The 17,388-nt window shown below is 65.8% G+C and carries 17 protein-coding genes and 1 tRNA gene; 11 read left to right on the top strand and 7 right to left on the bottom strand.

Annotated features, from left to right (window positions below):
* Positions 1-3 precede the first annotated feature (3 nt).
* Genes hemF through rng form a run of 6 tightly spaced genes read left to right on the top strand, consistent with a single transcriptional unit; the run spans position 4 to position 4,803 of the window.
* A complete protein-coding gene (hemF, locus tag WKW77_RS01525) occupies positions 4-933 on the top strand; it encodes an oxygen-dependent coproporphyrinogen oxidase (protein WP_340355060.1) in 930 nt (309 codons plus the stop codon).
* A complete protein-coding gene (nadD, locus tag WKW77_RS01520) occupies positions 924-1,544 on the top strand; it encodes a nicotinate (nicotinamide) nucleotide adenylyltransferase (RefSeq protein ID WP_340355059.1) in 621 nt (206 codons plus the stop codon). Before hemF ends, nadD begins: the two co-directional genes overlap by 10 nt.
* The gene (rsfS, locus tag WKW77_RS01515) at positions 1,544-2,203 is read left to right on the top strand and encodes a ribosome silencing factor (RefSeq protein ID WP_340355058.1); all 660 of its coding nucleotides are present in this window, start codon (positions 1,544-1,546) and stop codon (positions 2,201-2,203) included. The genes nadD and rsfS overlap by 1 nt, the downstream gene beginning before the upstream one ends.
* Positions 2,200-2,667, top strand: a complete 468-nt coding sequence (gene rlmH / locus WKW77_RS01510) for a 23S rRNA (pseudouridine(1915)-N(3))-methyltransferase RlmH (protein WP_340355057.1) — start codon at positions 2,200-2,202, stop codon at positions 2,665-2,667. Before rsfS ends, rlmH begins: the two co-directional genes overlap by 4 nt.
* On the top strand, positions 2,664-3,269 hold the full coding sequence (locus tag WKW77_RS01505; protein ID WP_340355056.1) for a Maf family protein: 606 nt from the start codon (positions 2,664-2,666) through the stop codon (positions 3,267-3,269). The genes rlmH and WKW77_RS01505 overlap by 4 nt, the downstream gene beginning before the upstream one ends.
* A 7-nt stretch (positions 3,270-3,276) precedes the next feature.
* Entirely contained in the window at positions 3,277-4,803 is a 1,527-nt protein-coding gene (gene rng, locus WKW77_RS01500; protein ID WP_340355055.1) for a ribonuclease G, read from the top strand.
* A gap of 111 nt (positions 4,804-4,914) precedes the next feature.
* Here the strand turns inward: rng and msbA are convergent, their stop codons facing one another.
* Complete coding sequence (gene msbA, locus WKW77_RS01495; protein ID WP_340355054.1) at positions 4,915-6,699, bottom strand: lipid A export permease/ATP-binding protein MsbA; 1,785 nt, start codon at positions 6,697-6,699, stop codon at positions 4,915-4,917.
* A 148-nt stretch (positions 6,700-6,847) separates the two neighbouring features.
* Between msbA and tolB the strand changes: the two genes are divergently transcribed.
* The 5 genes from tolB to WKW77_RS01470 all read left to right on the top strand — a co-directional run bounded on the left by tolB (position 6,848) and on the right by WKW77_RS01470 (position 10,384).
* Complete coding sequence (tolB, locus tag WKW77_RS01490) at positions 6,848-8,164, top strand: Tol-Pal system beta propeller repeat protein TolB (RefSeq protein ID WP_422823099.1); 1,317 nt, start codon at positions 6,848-6,850, stop codon at positions 8,162-8,164.
* 19 nt (positions 8,165-8,183) lie between these two features.
* Entirely contained in the window at positions 8,184-8,693 is a 510-nt protein-coding gene (gene pal, locus WKW77_RS01485) for a peptidoglycan-associated lipoprotein Pal (protein WP_184522993.1), read from the top strand.
* A gap of 2 nt (positions 8,694-8,695) precedes the next feature.
* The gene (ybgF, locus tag WKW77_RS01480; protein WP_340355053.1) at positions 8,696-9,433 is read left to right on the top strand and encodes a tol-pal system protein YbgF; all 738 of its coding nucleotides are present in this window, start codon (positions 8,696-8,698) and stop codon (positions 9,431-9,433) included.
* Positions 9,434-9,458: 25 nt separating this feature from the next.
* Positions 9,459-10,259, top strand: coding sequence for a tRNA threonylcarbamoyladenosine dehydratase (locus WKW77_RS01475; protein WP_340355052.1), 801 nt, complete (start codon positions 9,459-9,461; stop codon positions 10,257-10,259).
* Between the two features lie 49 nt (positions 10,260-10,308).
* Positions 10,309-10,384: transfer RNA gene (locus tag WKW77_RS01470), tRNA-Lys, on the top strand.
* A 601-nt stretch (positions 10,385-10,985) separates the two neighbouring features.
* Here the strand turns inward: WKW77_RS01470 and WKW77_RS01465 are convergent.
* The 6 genes from WKW77_RS01465 to WKW77_RS01440 all read right to left on the bottom strand — a co-directional run bounded on the left by WKW77_RS01465 (position 10,986) and on the right by WKW77_RS01440 (position 17,326).
* The gene (locus tag WKW77_RS01465) at positions 10,986-11,216 is read right to left on the bottom strand and encodes a hypothetical protein (protein WP_340355051.1); all 231 of its coding nucleotides are present in this window, start codon (positions 11,214-11,216) and stop codon (positions 10,986-10,988) included.
* Positions 11,217-11,381: 165 nt separating this feature from the next.
* Positions 11,382-11,960 carry a hypothetical protein gene (locus WKW77_RS01460; RefSeq protein WP_340355050.1) on the bottom strand — a complete coding sequence of 193 codons (579 nt, stop codon included), beginning with the start codon at positions 11,958-11,960 and terminating at the stop codon, positions 11,382-11,384.
* Between the two features lie 18 nt (positions 11,961-11,978).
* Entirely contained in the window at positions 11,979-13,961 is a 1,983-nt protein-coding gene (locus WKW77_RS01455; RefSeq protein WP_340355049.1) for an ABC-F family ATP-binding cassette domain-containing protein, read from the bottom strand.
* A 164-nt stretch (positions 13,962-14,125) separates the two neighbouring features.
* On the bottom strand, positions 14,126-14,989 hold the full coding sequence (prmB, locus tag WKW77_RS01450; protein WP_340355048.1) for a 50S ribosomal protein L3 N(5)-glutamine methyltransferase: 864 nt from the start codon (positions 14,987-14,989) through the stop codon (positions 14,126-14,128).
* Complete coding sequence (dapE, locus tag WKW77_RS01445; RefSeq protein ID WP_340355047.1) at positions 14,986-16,161, bottom strand: succinyl-diaminopimelate desuccinylase; 1,176 nt, start codon at positions 16,159-16,161, stop codon at positions 14,986-14,988. The genes prmB and dapE overlap by 4 nt, the downstream gene beginning before the upstream one ends.
* A gap of 16 nt (positions 16,162-16,177) precedes the next feature.
* The gene (locus WKW77_RS01440; protein ID WP_340355046.1) at positions 16,178-17,326 is read right to left on the bottom strand and encodes a PilT/PilU family type 4a pilus ATPase; all 1,149 of its coding nucleotides are present in this window, start codon (positions 17,324-17,326) and stop codon (positions 16,178-16,180) included.
* Positions 17,327-17,388: the final 62 nt, after the last annotated feature.

Genomic DNA, 17,388 nt, shown 5'->3' with positions numbered 1-17,388 from the left:
CGGATGCAAGCCAACCCGCTCGAAGCCGGGCCGCAGGAGGTGGGCGACTACCTGCGCGGACTGCAGAAGCGCATCGTTTCGGCGATCGAGTCGGCGGATGGCAGCCAGTGCGTGCGCGACGAGTGGCACAAGGCGCCGGGCGAACCGCTTCAAGGCAGCGGCCTGACCTGCATCATGGAGGCCGGCGGTCTCTTCGAGCGCGCGGGCTGTGGCTTCTCGCAGGTGCGCGGCCCGAAGCTGCCGCCGTCGGCGACCCAGCATCGGCCGGAACTGGCCGGCGCGCCATTCGAGGCCATGGGCGTGTCGCTGGTGTTCCATCCGCGCAATCCCTACGTGCCGACGGTGCACATGAATGTGCGGATGCTCGCCGCGCTCCCTGCCGATGCGCCGCCGGTCTGCTGGTTCGGCGGCGGCATGGACCTGACGCCGTACTACGGGTTCGAGGAGGACGCGGTCCATTTCCACCGCGCCTGCAGCGACGCGCTCGCGCCTTTCGGCGACGACAAGTACCCGCGTTTCAAGACGTGGTGCGACGACTATTTCTTCCTCAAGCACCGCAACGAGCAGCGCGGCGTGGGCGGCATCTTCTTCGACGATTTCTCCGAGCTCGGTTTCGAACGCAGCTTCGCGATGCTGCGTTCCGTCGGCGATGCCTTCCTGCCGGCCTACCTGCCGATCGTCGAGCGTCGCCGCGACACGCTCTACGGCGAGCGGGAGCGCGGATTCCAGTTGTACCGGCGCGGCCGCTATGTCGAGTTCAACCTGGTGTGGGACCGCGGAACGCATTTCGGCCTGCAATCGGGCGGGCGTACCGAATCGATCCTGCTGTCGATGCCGCCGCTCGCGAGCTGGGCGTATCGCCAGGAACCCGAGCCGGGCAGCCCCGAAGCGGCGCTGTACCGCGACTTCATCGTGCGGCGTGAATGGCTTTGAGGAAGCCCAGGGTCGGGGTCTTCGGCGGGGCGTTCGATCCGCCCCACAACGCGCACGTGGCGATGGCGCAAGCCGCGCTCGACCACCTCGACCTGTCTGCGCTGCGCATCTTTCCCACGGGACAGGCCTGGCACAAGGACCGGCCGCTGAGCGCGCCCGAGCATCGCCTCGCCATGTCGCACCTTGCGTTCGATGATCTGCCCCGCACCAGCGTCGATGCGCGCGAGATCCTGCGCGCCGGTCCGACCTACACGCTCGACACCTTGCGCGAACTCCAGCAGGAACTGCCCGACGCACAACTCGTGCTCATCATGGGCGCCGACCAGGCCAACGCCCTGCATCGCTGGCACGGCTGGGAGGAGGTTCTGTCGATCGCTATAATTTCCGTAGCATATCGCGCACTAGCCACGGGCTCTGACGGGCAGTTCGATCCATCATCGCTGCCTCCCGTGCCGCCCGGCGCCCACTTCGAAAAGCTCCAACTCCCGCCGATGGACATCAGCGCGACCGACATCCGCGCGCGCGCCACGCGGGGGGAGGATCTTCGCCAACTGGTTCCGCCGGCGGTTGCACGCTATATTGAACAACACCACCTCTACCGATCCGCCTGATGAGAACTGAAGCCGCCGCCAAGAAAGACACCCAGAAACTCCAGAGAGCCATCATCGACGGCCTCGAGGACGTCAAGGCGCAGGACATCCAGGTTTTCGATACCGAGCATCTTTCCCCGCTCTTCGAGCGCGTGATCGTCGCTTCCGGAACCTCCAATCGACAGACCAAGGCGCTGGCGGCGAGCGTGCTCGACGCAGTACGCGAGGCAGGCTTCAACAAGCCGCGCGTCGAAGGCGAAGCCAACGGCGAGTGGATCATCGTCGACTGCGGTTCCGCTGTCGCCCACATCATGCAGCCGGCGATCCGCCAGTACTACCACCTCGAGGAAATCTGGGGCGACAAGCCGGTGCGCGCCAAGCTCGGCGCGACCAAGCCGATCGCGGTGAGGGCATCGGAAGAGGCCGACAAGGCACCGGCAGCGAAGAACACCTCGCTGCGGCGTTCGAGCGCGGCGAAGACCGCCGCCCGGACTGCGGAGCTGGCCGGCAAGCGGCCGGCGGCCAAGAAGGCCGCTGCGAAGAAGGCGCCCGCCAGGAAGGCCGCGGCGCCGAAGCCGGCCAAGACCGTCGTCGTTAAAGCCCCGGCCAAGAAGGTCGCGGCCAAGAAAGCGGCGCCGGCGAAGAAGGCCGCGCGCAAGACCACGTCCGCCCGGTCATGAAACTCCTGGTGGTCGCAGTCGGGCAGCGCGTGCCCGACTGGGCGCAGACCGCCTGGGACGATTACGCAAAGCGCTTTCCACCCGAGCTCAAGCTCGAACTGCGCGCGGTCAAGACCGAGCCGCGCGGCTCGAAGACCCTGGAGACGCTCTACGCCGCCGAGCGCGAGCGCATCGAAGCCGCGATCTCCAAGGGCATGCGCATCGTCGTGCTCGACGAACGAGGGACCTCGCTCACCACCAAGGCGCTCGCTGCCCGCCTGCAGGCATGGCAGGGCGAGGGCGACGACGTCGCGCTGGTGATCGGCGGGCCCGACGGACTCGACCCCGCTTTCAAGGCGGCGGCGCACGAACGCATCCGGCTGTCCGATCTCACGCTGCCGCACGCGATGGCGCGGGTGCTGCTCGTCGAACAGCTTTATCGCGCCTGGTCGGTCAATGCCGGTCATCCTTACCACCGCGAATGACCCCCGAATTCATCTATCTCGCGTCGCAGAGTCCGCGACGCGCCCAACTGCTCGGCCAACTGGGCGTCAAACACGAGTTGCTGCTCGCCCTGCCAGACGAAGATGTCGAAGCGCTCGAAGCGGTGCTCCCGGGCGAATCGCCCACGGCCTACGTCCAGCGGGTGACCTCGCTGAAGCTGGACGCGGCCATGGCGCGCTGGGAGCAGCGCAGCCTGCCGCGCGCGCCCATCCTGTGCGCCGACACGACCGTGGCGCTCGGGCGGACGATCCTCGGCAAGCCCGAGGACGCCGCGAACGCCGAGCGGATGCTTGCGATGCTTTCCGGCCATACGCACCGCGTGATGACGGCGATCGCACTCCAGCACGGCGCCGAGCGCTGGGCATTGCTGAATGTCTCGCACGTGCGCTTCGCGCCGATCGATGCCGACCGGATCGCCGCGTACGTCGCCACGGGCGAGCCGCTCGGAAAAGCCGGCGCATACGCCATCCAGGGCCGTGCCGCCGCATTCATCGAACACATCAGCGGCTCGCATTCGGGCATCATGGGCCTCCCGATGTTCGAGACCGCCCGGCTGCTGCGCCAGGCGGGGTTCAGGCTTTAGACAACAGATGCAAGACATCCTGATCAACTGGTCGCCGCAAGAAACCCGCGTTGCGGTGGTGGAGCACGGCGCGGTCCAGGAGCTTCACCTGGAGCGCACCCTCGAGCGCGGGCTGGTCGGCAACATCTATCTGGGCAAGGTATCGCGGGTGCTGCCGGGCATGCAGTCCGCCTTCGTCGACATCGGCCTCGACCGGACTGCCTTCCTGCATGTGGCGGATATCGTGGCGCCGTTCACGCCGGGTTCGCGGCCCAGCTCGATTTCGGCCGACCGGGATCATCGCAATGCCGGCGGCATGGTACCGATCGAGAAGCAGGTGTTCGAGGGGCAGTCGCTGCTGGTGCAGGTCATCAAGGACCCGATCGGCACCAAGGGCGCGCGGCTCTCGACGCAGATCAGCATCGCAGGCCGGCTGCTGGTGTTTCTCCCGCAGGACAACCATATCGGCGTCTCGCAGAAGATCCCGCCCGATCTGCGCGATGCGTTGCGCTCGCGCATGCAGGCGCTGATCGAGGCCGCGGCGGCCGCCGAAGCCGGCGGCGTGGTGCCCGCGAACACGGGCGGCTTCATCCTGCGGACCAACGGCGAGGATTCCAGCGATGCCGAGCTCGCCGAGGACATCGCCTACCTTCGCAAGACCTGGTCGCGCATCCGGGAGCTGTCGGTGCGCATGCCGCCGATGTCCTTGCTGCATCAGGACCTGAGCCTGCTGCAGCGCGTGCTGCGCGACATGACCAGCGAGGACACGCAGACGATCCGCATCGATTCGCGCGAGCAGTTCGATTCGCTGCTCAAGTTCGGACTCGAGTTCATGCCGCAGGCAGCGGGCAAGCTGCAGCTCTACAAGGGCGAGCGGCCGATCTTCGATCTCTATTCGATCGACGAGGAAATCGCCAAGGCGCTGGGACGGCGCGTCGATCTCAAGTCCGGCGGCTACCTGGTGGTCGACCAGACCGAGGCGCTGACGACGGTCGACGTGAACACCGGCGGCTTCGTCGGGGCGCGCAACTTCGACGACACCATCTTCAAGACCAACCTGGAGGCGGCGCAGGCCATCGCGCGCCAGCTCCGGCTGCGCAACCTGGGCGGCATCGTGATCGTCGACTTCATCGACATGGCCCGCGACGATCATCGCGAACAGGTGCTGGCCGAGTTCCGCAAGCAGCTCGCGCGCGACCGCGTGAAGACGACGGCGGGCGGGTTCTCCCAGCTCGGATTGGTCGAGATGACGCGCAAGCGCACGCGCGAGTCGCTGGCGCACATGCTGTGCGAACCGTGCATTGCATGCGGCGGACAGGGGATTGTGAAGACCGCCCGCAGCGTGGCTTACGACGTGCTGCGCGAGATCCTGCGCGAGGCGCGCCAGTTCACGCCGCGCGAGTTCCGCATCGTCTCGTCGCCGCAGGTGATCGAGCTCTTCCTCGACGAGGAGAGCCAGCATCTGGCCGGGCTCAGCGATTTCATCGGCAAGCCGATCTCGCTGCAGGCCGAGCCCGCGATGGGGCAGGGCCAGTACGACATTGTCTTGTTATAGCTCGGCCCCCAGCCTCGCCCACTGCGTGTGGCTCGGGCACCCCCCTGCCGGGGGGCAACACCGGTGGCCCGGCAAAGCCGGTTCCACGGTGTTCCTGGTGTTTCGACGCGGTCAGATCGTGGGGTCTTGGCCGGGGGTGGCGCCTCGGATTGCGAGATGCTGCAGCCTTGCGTAGAGCCCATCGAACGCCATCAGCTGCGCGTGGCTGCCTTGCTCGGCGATGCGGCCGTGGTCCATGACGACGATGCGGTCGGCGTGCTGAATGGTCGACAGGCGGTGCGCGACGATGAGCGTGGTGCGGCCTTGCATGAGGCGCTGCAGTGCCTCCTGCACCAGGCGTTCGGATTCGGTGTCGAGCGCCGAGGTGGCTTCGTCCAGCAGCAGGATCGGCGCGTTCTTGTACAGCGCGCGTGCGATCGCGAGACGCTGGCGTTGTCCGCCCGAAAGCTGCGTCGCGTTGTGGCCGAGCACGGTGTCGATGCCGTTGGGCAGGCTTTCGACATGCACCGCGAGGTTGGCGGCCGTGACGCATTCGGCGATCCGGTCGCGGTCGATCTCGGCGCCAAGCGCCACGTTGGCCGCGAGCGTGTCGTTGAGCATCACGACGTCCTGGCTGACCATGGCGAACTGCGCGCGCAGGCTCTTGAGCTGCCATTCGGCAACGTCCAGGCCATCGAGCAAGACCTGGCCGCCGCTCGGCAGCACGAACCGCGGCAAGAGGTTCACGAGGGTCGTCTTGCCGGAACCCGAGGGCCCCACGAAGGCGATGACTTCGCCGGGCTCGATCACCAGATCGATGTCGTCGAGGGCGCGTGCCTCATCGCTTCCGCGGTAGTTGACGCGCACCTTGCGAAGCTCGATGCGGCCGGTGGCGCGCGAGACTTCATGCTGGCCTTGCGTCTCGGGCCCGACCGAGTCGAAGAGATCGAGGCCACGTTCCAATCCGGCCAGTCCGCGCGTGATCGGATTCGCCACGTCGGCAAGGCGACGAATCGGCGCGATCAGCATCGCCATGGCGGCCACGTAGGCCACGAAGCCCCCAACGGTCAAGCCTTGCTCGTTGCTTTGCCAGAGCGCGATCACCACCACGATGGACAACGCGACAGCGGCCAGCAACTGCGTGAGCGGCGTCATGGCCGCCGAAGCGATGGTGGATTTCAACGCCAGCCGGTTGACGCTGTGGCTCAGGCGCTCGAAGCGACCCAACTGGCTCGCCTGGGCGTTGTGCAGGCGCACGACCCGATGCGCGAGCACGTTCTCTTCGACGACATAGGCGAGTTCGTCGGTCGCGAGCTGACCCAATTTCGTGAGGTGATAGAGGCGCTTCGAGAGGGTCTTCATGATCCACGCGACACCCGGCACCATGACGCAAATGATGAGCGTCAGTTTCCAGTTGAGGTAGAGCAGGTAGATCACGAGCGCGATCAGGGTGAGCCCATCGCGGGACAATCCCAGCAGGGCCTGTATCAGCAGCATCCCTCCGGTCTGCACTTCATAGATGACGGTGTTGGACAGCGCGCTGGCCGACTGGCGCGAAAACAAGGCGAGCTCGGCCGCCATGAGTTTCTGAAAGAGCATGCGGCGAAGGCGCTGCATGCCTTCGTTCGCGATGCGCGAGAGTGCGTATTGCGAAGCGAACTGCGCGAGCCCGCGGACTGCGAAGAGCGAGATCATCGCGGCCGGCACCATCCAGAGCTGGAGTTGGCCCTTCGTGAAGCCCCGGTCGAGCAAAGGCTTCGTGAGCGCAGGCATGAGCGCTTCGGTCAGTGCAGCGATGCTGGCGGTAAGGAATCCGATGGCCCACCATTGGCGCGAACCGCCGAACCAGGTCATCAATCGCGCGAGTCGACGCGTCAGCGGGGGCCGCTCATCGGGGGCGGCGGGGGAGGGTTGCATGGCGGCGCATTCTACGTTCGCGCCTTTCTGTAGGACCGGACCGGCTCTTGTACACGTTTTGTGACTCGGGCCGCATCGCAGTGTGTACCATGTGATCCCGTCAGGTCCGAGGCAGGAAACTTATTCCTCGGAAATCTCTCCGAACCGCATGAAAAAGCCGTTGCAAGACTTCTCCCCAACCCCTTCTTCATCGTTCCTCGCTCGCCGCGCCTTGATTGCGGCTCTCGCTGCCTCCCCCGTTCTTCCTGCACTCGCCCAGTTCCGGGTCGAGGTGTCGGGTGTGGGGTTGACGCAGCTGCCCATCGCGCTCGTTCCCTTCAAGGGTGAGGACAGCTCGCCCCAGAAGATCTCTGCCATCGTGCAGGCCGACCTCGAGCGCAGCGGCCAGTTCCGTGGCGTCGACGCTTCGGGCCAGGCGCTCGACGAGAACTCCCGTCCCGACTTGAGCCTCTGGCGCCAGCGGACGGCGGACTCTCTCGTGGCAGGCAGCGTGACACGCCTTGCTGACGGCCGCTACACCGTGAGCTTCCGCCTGTGGGACGTCGTTCGCGGCCAGGATCTCGGCGGTCAAAGCTATACCGTGCCGCAGGGCGATCTGCGCCTCGCCTCGCACCGCATCGCCGACTACGTCTACGAGAAGCTCACCGGCGAGAAAGGCATCTTCTCGACCCGCATCGCCTACGTCACCAAGGGCGGCAGCCGCTACAGCCTGTGGGTGGCCGACGCCGACGGCGAGAACGCGCAGGCCGCGCTTGCCAGCCCCGAGCCGATCATCTCGCCGCGCTGGTCTTCCAATGGCACGCAGCTCGCCTATGTGTCCTTCGAATCGCGCAAGCCGGTGGTCTACGTGCACAACGTCGCGAGCGGTCAGCGCCGACTGGTCGCCAATTTCCGCGGCTCCAACAGCGCGCCGGCCTGGGCGCCCGATGGCAATACGCTCGCCGTCACCCTGAGCCGTGATGGCGGCTCGCAGCTCTACACGATTTCGTCCGCTGGCGGGGAGCCCCGCCGCCTGACGCAAAGCAACAGCATCGACACCGAGCCGGTGTACTCGGCGGATGGCAGCACCATCTACTTCGTGAGCGATCGCGGCGGTGCGCCTCAGATCTACAAGATGAGCGCCAGTGGCGGCAATCCGACCCGCGTCACCTTCAGCGGCACCTACAACATCTCTCCGTCCATCAGCGGCGACGGGCGGTGGTTGGCCTACATCTCGCGCGTCAACGGCGGGTTCAAACTCCATGTGATGGATTTGCAGTCCGGCAACGTGCAGGCCATTACCGACACCACCGCCGACGAGCGCCCCAGTTTTGCACCCAACAGCAAATTGATCGTCTACGCGACGAAGCTTCAAGGCCGGGAGGCCCTGATGACAACGACGCTGGACGGAAAGATCAAAGCCCGCCTGGCAGGACAGGCAGGAGACATCCGCGAACCGGACTGGGGTCCGTTTCAAAAGCAATGATTAACTTGAGGAGTTCGAAATGTTGAAACGTACGATTTATTCGCTGGCCATCGTGGCGCTCATCGCAGGCTGTTCGTCGGGCACGAAGCTCAACGAAGCCCCGGTGACGGACCGCGGCGGCCAGGGCTCGGGCGGGGCGGCCAGCGGCGTCGCACCGGTCACCATCGATCCGAACGCGCAAACCGCGCAGGGTCCGGTCGGTGTGGCGCGGATCATCTATTTCGACTTCGACAGCTACACCGTCAAGCCCGAATTCCAGTCGTTGATCGACGGCCACGCCCGCTTCCTGAAGGCGAATCCGCAGCGCCGCATTTCGATCGAAGGCCACACCGACGAACGCGGCGGCCGCGAGTACAACCTGGCCCTCGGCCAGAAGCGCTCCGAAGCCGTGCGCCGTGCGCTGGTGCTGCTCGGCGTGTCCGACAGCCAGATCGAGGCCGTGAGCTTCGGCAAGGAAAAGCCGGCGGCCCAGGGCACGGGTGAGGACGTCTGGGCGCAGAACCGCCGCGCCGAAATCACCTACCGTTGATCATGCGCGGTGCTTTCTTGCGAGGCAGCGCCCTTGCAGCCGCATTGCTGTGCGCCTCGATGGGCACACAGGCCGCTCTCTTCGAAGACGACGAGGCTCGGCGCGCGATTCTCGACCTGCGTCAGCGGGTCGAGACCATTCGCACGCAAGGTGCCGAGGAAAACGCGCAGCTTCGGCGCAGCATGCTCGATCTGCAAAACCAGATCGAGCAGATGCGCGGCGACCTGGCCCGCATGACGGGTCAGAACGAGCAGCTCACCAAGTCGCTCTCGGAGATGCAGCAGCGTCAGACCGACCTGGACACGCAGATCAAGAAGAACGAGCCCTCCAAAGTCGCGATCGACGGACGCGAGTTCAATGCCGATCCGCGAGAGAAGGCGGACTTCGAAGCGGCGTTGGGCGTCTTTCGTGCGGGGCAGTTCGCGCAGGCGCAGACCGCTTTCGCCGATTTCGTGAAGCGCTATCCGCAGAGCGGCTACAACGCTTCGGCGCTGTTCTGGCTCGGCAACGCGCAGTATGCGACCCGCAACTACAACGAGGCGATCGCGAACTTCCGCTCGATGCTTTCGCTCGCGCCCGACCATGCAAAGGCGCCCGAAGCGGTGCTGTCGATCGCGAACTGCCAGATCGAGTTGAAAGACACGAAGGCGGCGCGGCGCACGCTCGAAGACCTGACGAAGGCCTACCCGCAATCCGAGGCCGCGCAGGCCGGACGCGAGCGGCTTTCGCGGCTGCGTTGAGCGCGGTCCTTCATCGCGCCACATCATGACCCCGGCCGTCGCTTCGCACGATGCGGATCTGGCTCGCCGCTTTGGCGGGCTCGAACGCCTCTACGGCGTCGCGGGCGCGGCTGCGATCCGTTCGTCGCACGTGATGGTCGCCGGCATCGGCGGGGTCGGTTCGTGGGCGGTCGAGGCGCTCGCGCGAAGCGGGGTCGGACGACTGACGCTGATCGACCTCGACCACGTCGCCGAATCGAATATCAACCGCCAGATTCACGCGCTGGACGCAACGATCGGGCAGGCCAAGGTCGAGGCGATGCGGGAACGCATTGCGCAGATCAATCCTTCGTGCAAGGTGTTGGCGATCGACGAGTTCGTCGAGCCGGGCAACTGGGAGATGTTGCTTGCCAATGCACGTGAAGCGCAGGGTATGCCGACGGCGGTCATCGATGCATGCGATCAGGTGCGGGCCAAGGTGACGATGGCGGCTTGGGCGCGCGCCACCAAGGCCGGTTTCATCACGGTGGGCGCCGCCGGTGGCAAGCGCTTGGCACACAAGGTCGACATCGACGACCTTTCTTTGGTGACGCACGACCCCTTGCTCGCCCAGTTGCGCCAACGCCTGCGCAAGGACCACGGCGCGCCGCGCGAAGGCCGGAAGCTCGGAATCGCCTGCGTGTTCAGCCGTGAGAGCGTGGCGCCTCCCGACGCTTCGTGCGCGCTCGCGGGCGATGGGTCGCTCAACTGCCATGGCTATGGGTCGGTCGTCAGCGTGACGGCGACTTTTGGCCAATGCGCCGCCGGGTGGGTTCTGGACAGGATTGCCAGAATCCGCACGCTATAATCTCTGGCTTTGCCGGATTCGACGTCGGCAAAGATGCCGGAACAGGTAGGGGACGTTAGCTCAGTTGGTAGAGCAGCGGACTTTTAATCCGTTGGTCACTGGTTCGAATCCAGTACGTCCTACCAGTCAAGCACACAACAGGGAAAGCCTGCCCTCGGAAGACGATGGCAGGTTTTTTTTGTCTTTGCGGACGGAACTGCCGCCCTATGAAGTCGAGCCGGGCGCGGGCGGATTGTCCTGCTGCGGTTTGGGCGGCGGTTCCGGGGTACTCGGCGAAGGTGCGCGCCGCTTGCAGATCATGCGACCCGTCTGCCGGTCCCAATTGCAGGACCTCGATTTGTTCGATGACGAGGCCGCTGCGCCAATCTCGGGTGCCAGCAAGGCGAAGCAGGCGAGGGCGATGAGGGGGAGGTGTTGCTTCACGCGGGCAGCTTACACCGTGATCGCGATGCGCCCAAATCCGGGTCTGTCCCACATGGCGCCGATTCGCGGCTTTCTACACCTGCAGGTGAATGGCGGTGCGCAGGCCGCCGTTGCGCGCGGCCGATGGAGACTAGCCATGAGATCCGGAAACACGCAAGACATGGTGAAAGCGGTGCTGACGGCCGCGATCGCTGACGACGGACGGCAGCTACAGAGATCTGCGAAGTGGCGGAAACCTACCCCTCCGGCATGTAGGGCCGTGCAATAAGAAAAAGGCCGCGGAGGCGGCCTTTTCAAATGTCGTTACGCGGGGGCGTCGTTGTCATGCAACGATGGCTGTCGGGACCCCGACATGCTGGAAACGAGACCGACGGCGCTGGCGCGGATCAGTTCCTGTCGCAGCGCGGCTTCGAGCAGGCGGCGGGCAGTGTCCGGCCTGTCGTGGTCGTATTCCTCGTCCAGTTCGCAGTGCAGGTAGTAGTCGACGCGAGCCATCAATCGCTCTACCGACGCTGCAAGATCTGTCTCGTTCATCTTCCGCCCCTCCGCGTTGCATCGCGGAAAAACTTGCTTGACATGTGGGCCAACTCCTATTCACTGATAGGAAATTTCACGTGAGCCTCGGCATTATCCCCCGTTCGCTCAATTGCGTTCTTCTTGCTGTCGTGCTAGTCCAACAGATCAGAAGGGATAAATGGCTCAGTCGCCTTGGCGCAACCTGAGCCGATGCCAGGCGCCGCTGATCCGCGACGTGCGGTTGGGTTCGCCAGGCGTCTTCGGTGAAGAAATGGGAGAGGGGAGCAGGTGGCGGACGGACTGAGCCACCTTGACGCAATCCTTGATGTGCAATTCGCCGAGCGCCCGCAGCGCGGCGTAGCTCAGCGTGGCCGAGACGGCCTGCCCCACGATAGGGACGTACTTGGCCGCCTGCTGGGCAGTCAGCTTGACGCCGGCATGACGTGCCAGGGTGACCAGCAATTCGCGCGTCACCAGCCGGCCGACCAGCAGCGCACCGACGGCGCCCGCGGCTTTCTGGACACGTTCCCGGTCATAGGGGGCGAGCCGATCGAGCTGCGTGACGGAAAGCCCGAACTCGGCGCTGATCTGCGGAATGACCCGCGACAGCAACGTGGCGTCGGCGGCCCAATCAAGGCCCGGCACCGGCACCGCGCCGACTGCGGCGGCCATCATCGCCTTGCGGCTCAGCAGTCGCCGGCTGCGCCGGATGGCGGCGATCAGTTCTGGATCGCCCTGGGCAAGTTCGACGGCGGAAGGCATGGCCCCACCTTATCAGACTCAGGCGAGCGCTTCGAGCTGATCGGACAAGTCCAGCCAGCGTTCCTCGAGCTGTTCGATTTCGTCGTTCAGCGCCTTCAGTCGCTTGCCGGCTTCGGCGATCTCGGGGGCGGGCAGCGGTTGCGCCAGACGGGATTCGAGGGCTGCCTTTTCGGCGCCTGCGTCGGCAAGCCGCTGGTCGACCTGGGCGAGCTCGCGCTTGAGCGGCTTGGCGCGTTCGCTGCGCTGCTGGCGGTCCTGGGCATCCTGCCGGCGCTGGTCCTTGCCGGCCGGAGGTGTTTCCTGCGCGACCGGTGTGAGCTCGACCGCGACTGCATTCATCGCCGCCTTGGCTTCTTCGCGCAGCCGCTTCGATTCCTCCAGCAGATAGCGCTGGTAATCGTCCAGATCGCCGTCGAAGTCGCTGACCACGCCCCGACCCACGAGCCAGAACTCGTCGCACACCGAACGCAGCAGTGCCCGGTCGTGGCTGACCAGCATCAGCGTGCCCTCGAACTCGTTCAGCGCCACCGCCAGCGCCTCGCGCGTCGCGAGATCGAGGTGGTTGGTCGGCTCGTCGAGCAGCAGCAGGTTGGGCCGTTGCCAGACCATCATCGCGAGCACCAGCCGCGCCTTTTCGCCGCCGCTCATGGTGCCGACCGGCTGCTTCACCATGTCGCCGCTGAAGTTGAAGCTGCCGAGAAAACCGCGCAGGTCCTGTTCGCCGGTGCGCTCCCGGGCCGCCGCGCCGAGTTCACGGGCGAGGCGGACCATGTGCTCGAGCGGCGTGTCCTGCGGCCGGAGCACGTCGAGTTCCTGCTGCGCGAAGTAGCCGATGTTGAGGCCCTTGCCTTCGGTGATCGTGCCGGCCAGCGCGCCCATTTCGCGTGCGATCGTCTTGACCAGCGTCGACTTGCCCTGGCCGTTGGCCCCCAGGATGCCGATCCGCTGGCCGGCCAGCACCGACCGGTTGACGCCGCGCAGGACGATCCTGGTCGGCTCGTCCTCGGACTGGTAGCCGAAGCTCCCGTCGCTGATGGTCAGCATCGGATTCGGGATGTTGCCAGGCTCCTTGAACTCGAAGCTGAAATCGGCTTCCGCCAGCAGCGGTGCGACCTTTTCCATGCGCTCGAGCGCCTTCACCCGGCTTTGCGCCTGTTTGGCCTTGCTGGCCTTGGCCTTGAAGCGGTCGATGAACTTCTGCAGATGGGCGATCTTGTCCTGCTGCTTGGCGTAGGCGGCCTGCTGGAGCTCCAGTTGCTGGGCGCGAAGCGTCTCGAAGGCGCTGTAGTTGCCGCCGTAGCGGTTCAGGCGGGCATGTTCGATGTGCAGCGTCACGTCGGTCACGGCGTCGAGGAACTCGCGGTCGTGGCTGATCACGATCATCGTGCCGGCGTATTTCTGCAGCCACGCTTCGAGCCAGACGAGGGCGTCGAGGTCCAGGTGGTTGGTGGGCTCGTCGAGCAGGAGGAGGTCGCTCGGGCACATCAGCGCGCGCGCCAACTGCAGGCGCATGCGCCAGCCGCCCGAAAAGCTGTTCACCGGCTGGTCGAGTTCGTGCGGCTTGAAACCAAGCCCGAGGATCAGCGCCTGCGCGCGTGGCACCGCATCGTGCTCGCCCGCGTCGGCCAGGTCGGTATAGGCGTGGGCGAGGGCCATGCCGAGGTCGGCATCGTCCGGGTCGGCCTCGTGACCGGCCTCCGCAGCCGCGAGCGCCTCGCGCAGTTCGACCAGGCGCGTGTCGCCGGTGACGACGAAATCGGTCGCCGACTCGTCGGTCTCGGGCATGTTCTGCGCGACCTGCGCCATGCGCCATTGCTTCGGGATCGAGAAGTCGCCACCGTCTTCATGCAGCGTGCCGTTGAAGAGCGCGAACAGGGTCGACTTTCCCGCGCCGTTGCGCCCCACGAGCCCGACCTTCTCGCCGGGGTTGATGGTGACGCTGGCGCCGTCGAGCAGCACTTTGGCGCTGCGGCGCAGGATGACGTTCTTGAGGGTGATCATTTCAGTTTCGGTTTCCTACCCGCGTTCACATGACCCCGCACCGCATGCGACCGGGCCAGCTGAGGCCAGGAACACCGCGGAACTGGCTTTGCCAGGCCGCTGGTGTTGCCCCCGGTAGGGGGTCGGCGAAGCGACACGAAGTGCGCGCAGCCTGGGGGCGAGCCTCATCCCAGGGATTCGCGCGGCACCAGCAGCACCTGGTCATCGCCAGCGCTCGTGGGGAGCCACACGACTTCGAGCCGTGGAAAGGCCGCTTCGAAATGCGCGCGTTCGTTGCCGATTTCAAGCACCAGCACGGCGGATTCGCTCATCCTGGCGGGCGCATCGGCGAAGAGCTGGCGGATGAAGTCCATGCCGTCGGCGCCTCCTGCGAGGGCCAGTTCGGGCTCGGCGCGGTATTCGGCGGGAAGCTCGCGCATGCTGTGCGCGTTCACGTAAGGCGGATTGCAGAGGATGAGGTCGTAGGGCCCGCGCACCGAAGCGAGGCCGTCGGATTGGAGCAGGGTGATGCGCGCATCGAGCTGGTGGCGCGTGACGTTGATCGCCGCGACTTCGAGCGCTTCGGTCGAGATATCGGCTGCGTCGACCGAGACATCGGGATAGGTCATGGCCGCGAGAACCGCGAGGCTGCCATTGCCGGTGCAGAGGTCGAGTACGTTGTGCGTGCGGTCGCTGAGCCACGGATCGATCGAGCCGTCGGCCAGCAGTTCGGCGATGAAGCTGCGCGGCACGATCGCGCGTTCGTCGACGTAGAAAGCCACGCCCTGGAGCCAGGCTTCCCTCGTCAGGTACGCGGCGGGCTTGCGCGTCTCGATGCGCTGGTCGAACAGTGCGGCGACGCGGGCCGCATCGGCCGTCGCGACCGGACGCTCCGCGACGCCGTCGAGGTCGTCGAGCGGCAGGCCGAGCCTCCAAAGCACCAGCCACGCCGCCTCGTCGAAGGCGTTCGTCGTGCCGTGCCCGAAGGAAACGCCTGCATCGGCCAACTGCTTCGCGCCGGCCTCCACGAGTTGGATCACTGTGCTCATGCGTGAAGCAGCGCTTCGAGCCTGTCCAGCGTGCGGCGATAGATGTTCTTGAGCGGCTCGATTTCCGCGACAGCGATGTGCTCGTCGATCTTGTGGATGCTGGCGTTGGTCGGGCCCAGTTCCACGACCTGCTTGCAGATCTTGGCGATGAAGCGCGCGTCGCTGGTGCCGCCGCTGGTCGAGAGCTCGGTCTCGATGCCGGTCTCGTCGTGGATCGCCTTCTGGACCGCCTCGACCAGTTCACCCGGTGGGGTCAGGAAGGGCAGGCCGCCGACGGTCCAGGCGAGCGTGTAGTCGAGCCCGTGGGCATCGAGCACTTGATGAACGCGCTGCTGCAGCGACTCCGGCGTCGACTCCGTCGAAAAACGGAAGTTGAAGTCGATGACCGCCGAGCCCGGAACCACGTTGCTGGCGCCGGTGCCCGCGTGGATGTTGCTGATCTGCCAGCTCGTTGGCTGGAAATACTTGTTGCCGGCATCCCAGCCGGCGGCATCGTTGATGGCGACCAGTTCCGCCAGGGCCGGCGCGAACTGGTGCACCGGATTCCTGGTGAGATGCGGATAGGCGATATGCCCTTGCACGCCCTTGATCGTCAGTTTGCCGCTCATGGTTCCGCGGCGGCCGTTCTTGATCATGTCGCCGCAGCGCTCCACGGCGGTCGGCTCGCCGACGACGCAGTAGTCGATGCGCTCGCCGCGTGCAGCAAGCGCATTGCAGACGATCACGGTGCCATCGACGCCCGGACCTTCCTCGTCGCTGGTCAACAGCAGGGCAAGCGTCAGCCGCGGATCGGGCGTGGCGCCGAGGAATTCCTCGATGGCGACGACAAAGGCAGCGAGCGAGGCCTTCATGTCGCACGCGCCGCGACCATAGAGCTTGCCGTCGCGATGCGTGGGGGTGAAGGGGTGGCTGGTCCACTGTTCGAGCGGGCCGGTGGGGACCACGTCCGTGTGGCCGGCGAAGACGAGGGTCCGGCTTTCAGCGCCGGCAGCCCCGCTGCGCACGGCCCAGAGGTTGGTCACCCGGAAATCCGCCGGCCCGCTTTCGATGGTCTCGAGCCGGAAGCCCAGCCGCGCCAGCCGCTCGCCAAGAATCCCCTGGCACCCCGCATCGTCCGGGGTGACCGAGGGTCGGGAAATCAGTTGTTCGGCAAGCTGGAGCGTTCGGGACATCGACGGGGCAGGTGGCTCACAGACGCACGTCGAGCGTGATGTCCGTGAAGGTGGGTTCCTCGACTTGTTCAAGGAAGGAGCGTTCTTCGTTGTGCGTGGGCGGCGCCTTGCGGTTCTGCAGGCGCCACATCAGGTTGGTCGGCGAATCGGATTGCGCCAAGCCTTCCTCGCGGGTGACCAGATTTTCGGTGATCAGCCGGGCGATGTCTTCTTCGAAGGTCTGCGACCCTTCGGCCATCGATTGCTCCATGGCTTCCTTGACCGCGGTGAAGTCGCCCTTGGCGATGTGTTCGGCGATCAGCGTGGTGTTGAGCATCACTTCAAGGGCCGGCACACGCGCGCCGCTCGGGGTACGCAGCAGGCGCTGGGCGACGATCGCGCGCAGCGCGCCGCTGAGGTCGCCGAGGAGCGTGGGACGCACTTCCACCGGATAGAAGCTCAGGATGCGATTCAGCGCTCGGTAGCTGTTGTTGGCGTGCAGCGTGGCCACGCAGAGATGGCCCGACTGGGCATAGGCGATCGCGGCGGTCATCGTCTCGCGATCGCGGATTTCGCCGATCTGGATGACGTCGGGCGCCTGGCGCAGCGCGTTCTTGAGCGCGATCTGAAGCGACTGCGTGTCGCTGCCGACGTCGCGCTGGTTCACCAGCGACTTCTTGTTGGAGAAGGTGAATTCGATCGGTTCCTCGACCGTCAGGATGTGGCCCGTGGCGTTCTCGTTGCGGTAGTCGAGCATCGAGGCCAGCGTGGTGCTCTTGCCGGCACCGGTGGAGCCGACCATGAGGATCAGGCCGCGCTTTTCCATCACCAGCGTCTTGAGGATCTCGGGCAGGTTCAGATCCTCGAAGGCCGGGATGACCGACGCGATGTGCCGGATCACCACAGCGTAGGTGCCGCGCTGGCGCATCGCACTGATGCGGAAGTTGCCTGCGCCTTCGAGCGCGATCGCCATGTTGAGCTCGCCGGTGCGTTCCAGTTCGGCGATGCGGCTTTCGTCCACCACCTCGGCCAGCAGGCTCAACGGCGCTTCGGGCGGGAGGATCTGCGCATTGATCGGCAGGCAATTGCCGTTGATGCGGATCTGCGCAGGGGCGTGGGCCGATAGGTAGATGTCGGAGGCCTTGCGTTCGGCCATCAGGCGAAGAATCCGCTCCATCGTGTTCATCGGCTCACTCTCCTCGACGTATCTATTGTGAATGGATTTCGACGTCCGGCCGCCCCTGTCGG

This window comes from Variovorax ureilyticus (assembly GCF_037889935.1).
Taxonomy (GTDB): Bacteria; Pseudomonadota; Gammaproteobacteria; order Burkholderiales; family Burkholderiaceae_C; genus Variovorax; species Variovorax ureilyticus.
The sequence above is the reverse complement of the archived record's forward strand: the minus strand, read 5'-3'. Positions and strand labels throughout refer to the sequence as shown.

Coding starts and splice junctions, on each gene's coding strand:
- hemF (WP_340355060.1), top strand. CDS start 4: ATGCAAGCCAACCCGCTCGAAGCCGGGCCGCAGGAGGTGGGCGACTAC.
- nadD (WP_340355059.1), top strand. CDS start 924: ATGGCTTTGAGGAAGCCCAGGGTCGGGGTCTTCGGCGGGGCGTTCGAT.
- rsfS (WP_340355058.1), top strand. CDS start 1,544: ATGAGAACTGAAGCCGCCGCCAAGAAAGACACCCAGAAACTCCAGAGA.
- rlmH (WP_340355057.1), top strand. CDS start 2,200: ATGAAACTCCTGGTGGTCGCAGTCGGGCAGCGCGTGCCCGACTGGGCG.
- WKW77_RS01505 (WP_340355056.1), top strand. CDS start 2,664: ATGACCCCCGAATTCATCTATCTCGCGTCGCAGAGTCCGCGACGCGCC.
- rng (WP_340355055.1), top strand. CDS start 3,277: ATGCAAGACATCCTGATCAACTGGTCGCCGCAAGAAACCCGCGTTGCG.
- msbA (WP_340355054.1), bottom strand. CDS start 6,699: ATGCAACCCTCCCCCGCCGCCCCCGATGAGCGGCCCCCGCTGACGCGT.
- tolB (WP_422823099.1), top strand. CDS start 6,848: ATGAAAAAGCCGTTGCAAGACTTCTCCCCAACCCCTTCTTCATCGTTC.
- pal (WP_184522993.1), top strand. CDS start 8,184: ATGTTGAAACGTACGATTTATTCGCTGGCCATCGTGGCGCTCATCGCA.
- ybgF (WP_340355053.1), top strand. CDS start 8,696: ATGCGCGGTGCTTTCTTGCGAGGCAGCGCCCTTGCAGCCGCATTGCTG.
- WKW77_RS01475 (WP_340355052.1), top strand. CDS start 9,459: ATGACCCCGGCCGTCGCTTCGCACGATGCGGATCTGGCTCGCCGCTTT.
- WKW77_RS01465 (WP_340355051.1), bottom strand. CDS start 11,216: ATGAACGAGACAGATCTTGCAGCGTCGGTAGAGCGATTGATGGCTCGC.
- WKW77_RS01460 (WP_340355050.1), bottom strand. CDS start 11,960: ATGCCTTCCGCCGTCGAACTTGCCCAGGGCGATCCAGAACTGATCGCC.
- WKW77_RS01455 (WP_340355049.1), bottom strand. CDS start 13,961: ATGATCACCCTCAAGAACGTCATCCTGCGCCGCAGCGCCAAAGTGCTG.
- prmB (WP_340355048.1), bottom strand. CDS start 14,989: ATGAGCACAGTGATCCAACTCGTGGAGGCCGGCGCGAAGCAGTTGGCC.
- dapE (WP_340355047.1), bottom strand. CDS start 16,161: ATGTCCCGAACGCTCCAGCTTGCCGAACAACTGATTTCCCGACCCTCG.
- WKW77_RS01440 (WP_340355046.1), bottom strand. CDS start 17,326: ATGAACACGATGGAGCGGATTCTTCGCCTGATGGCCGAACGCAAGGCC.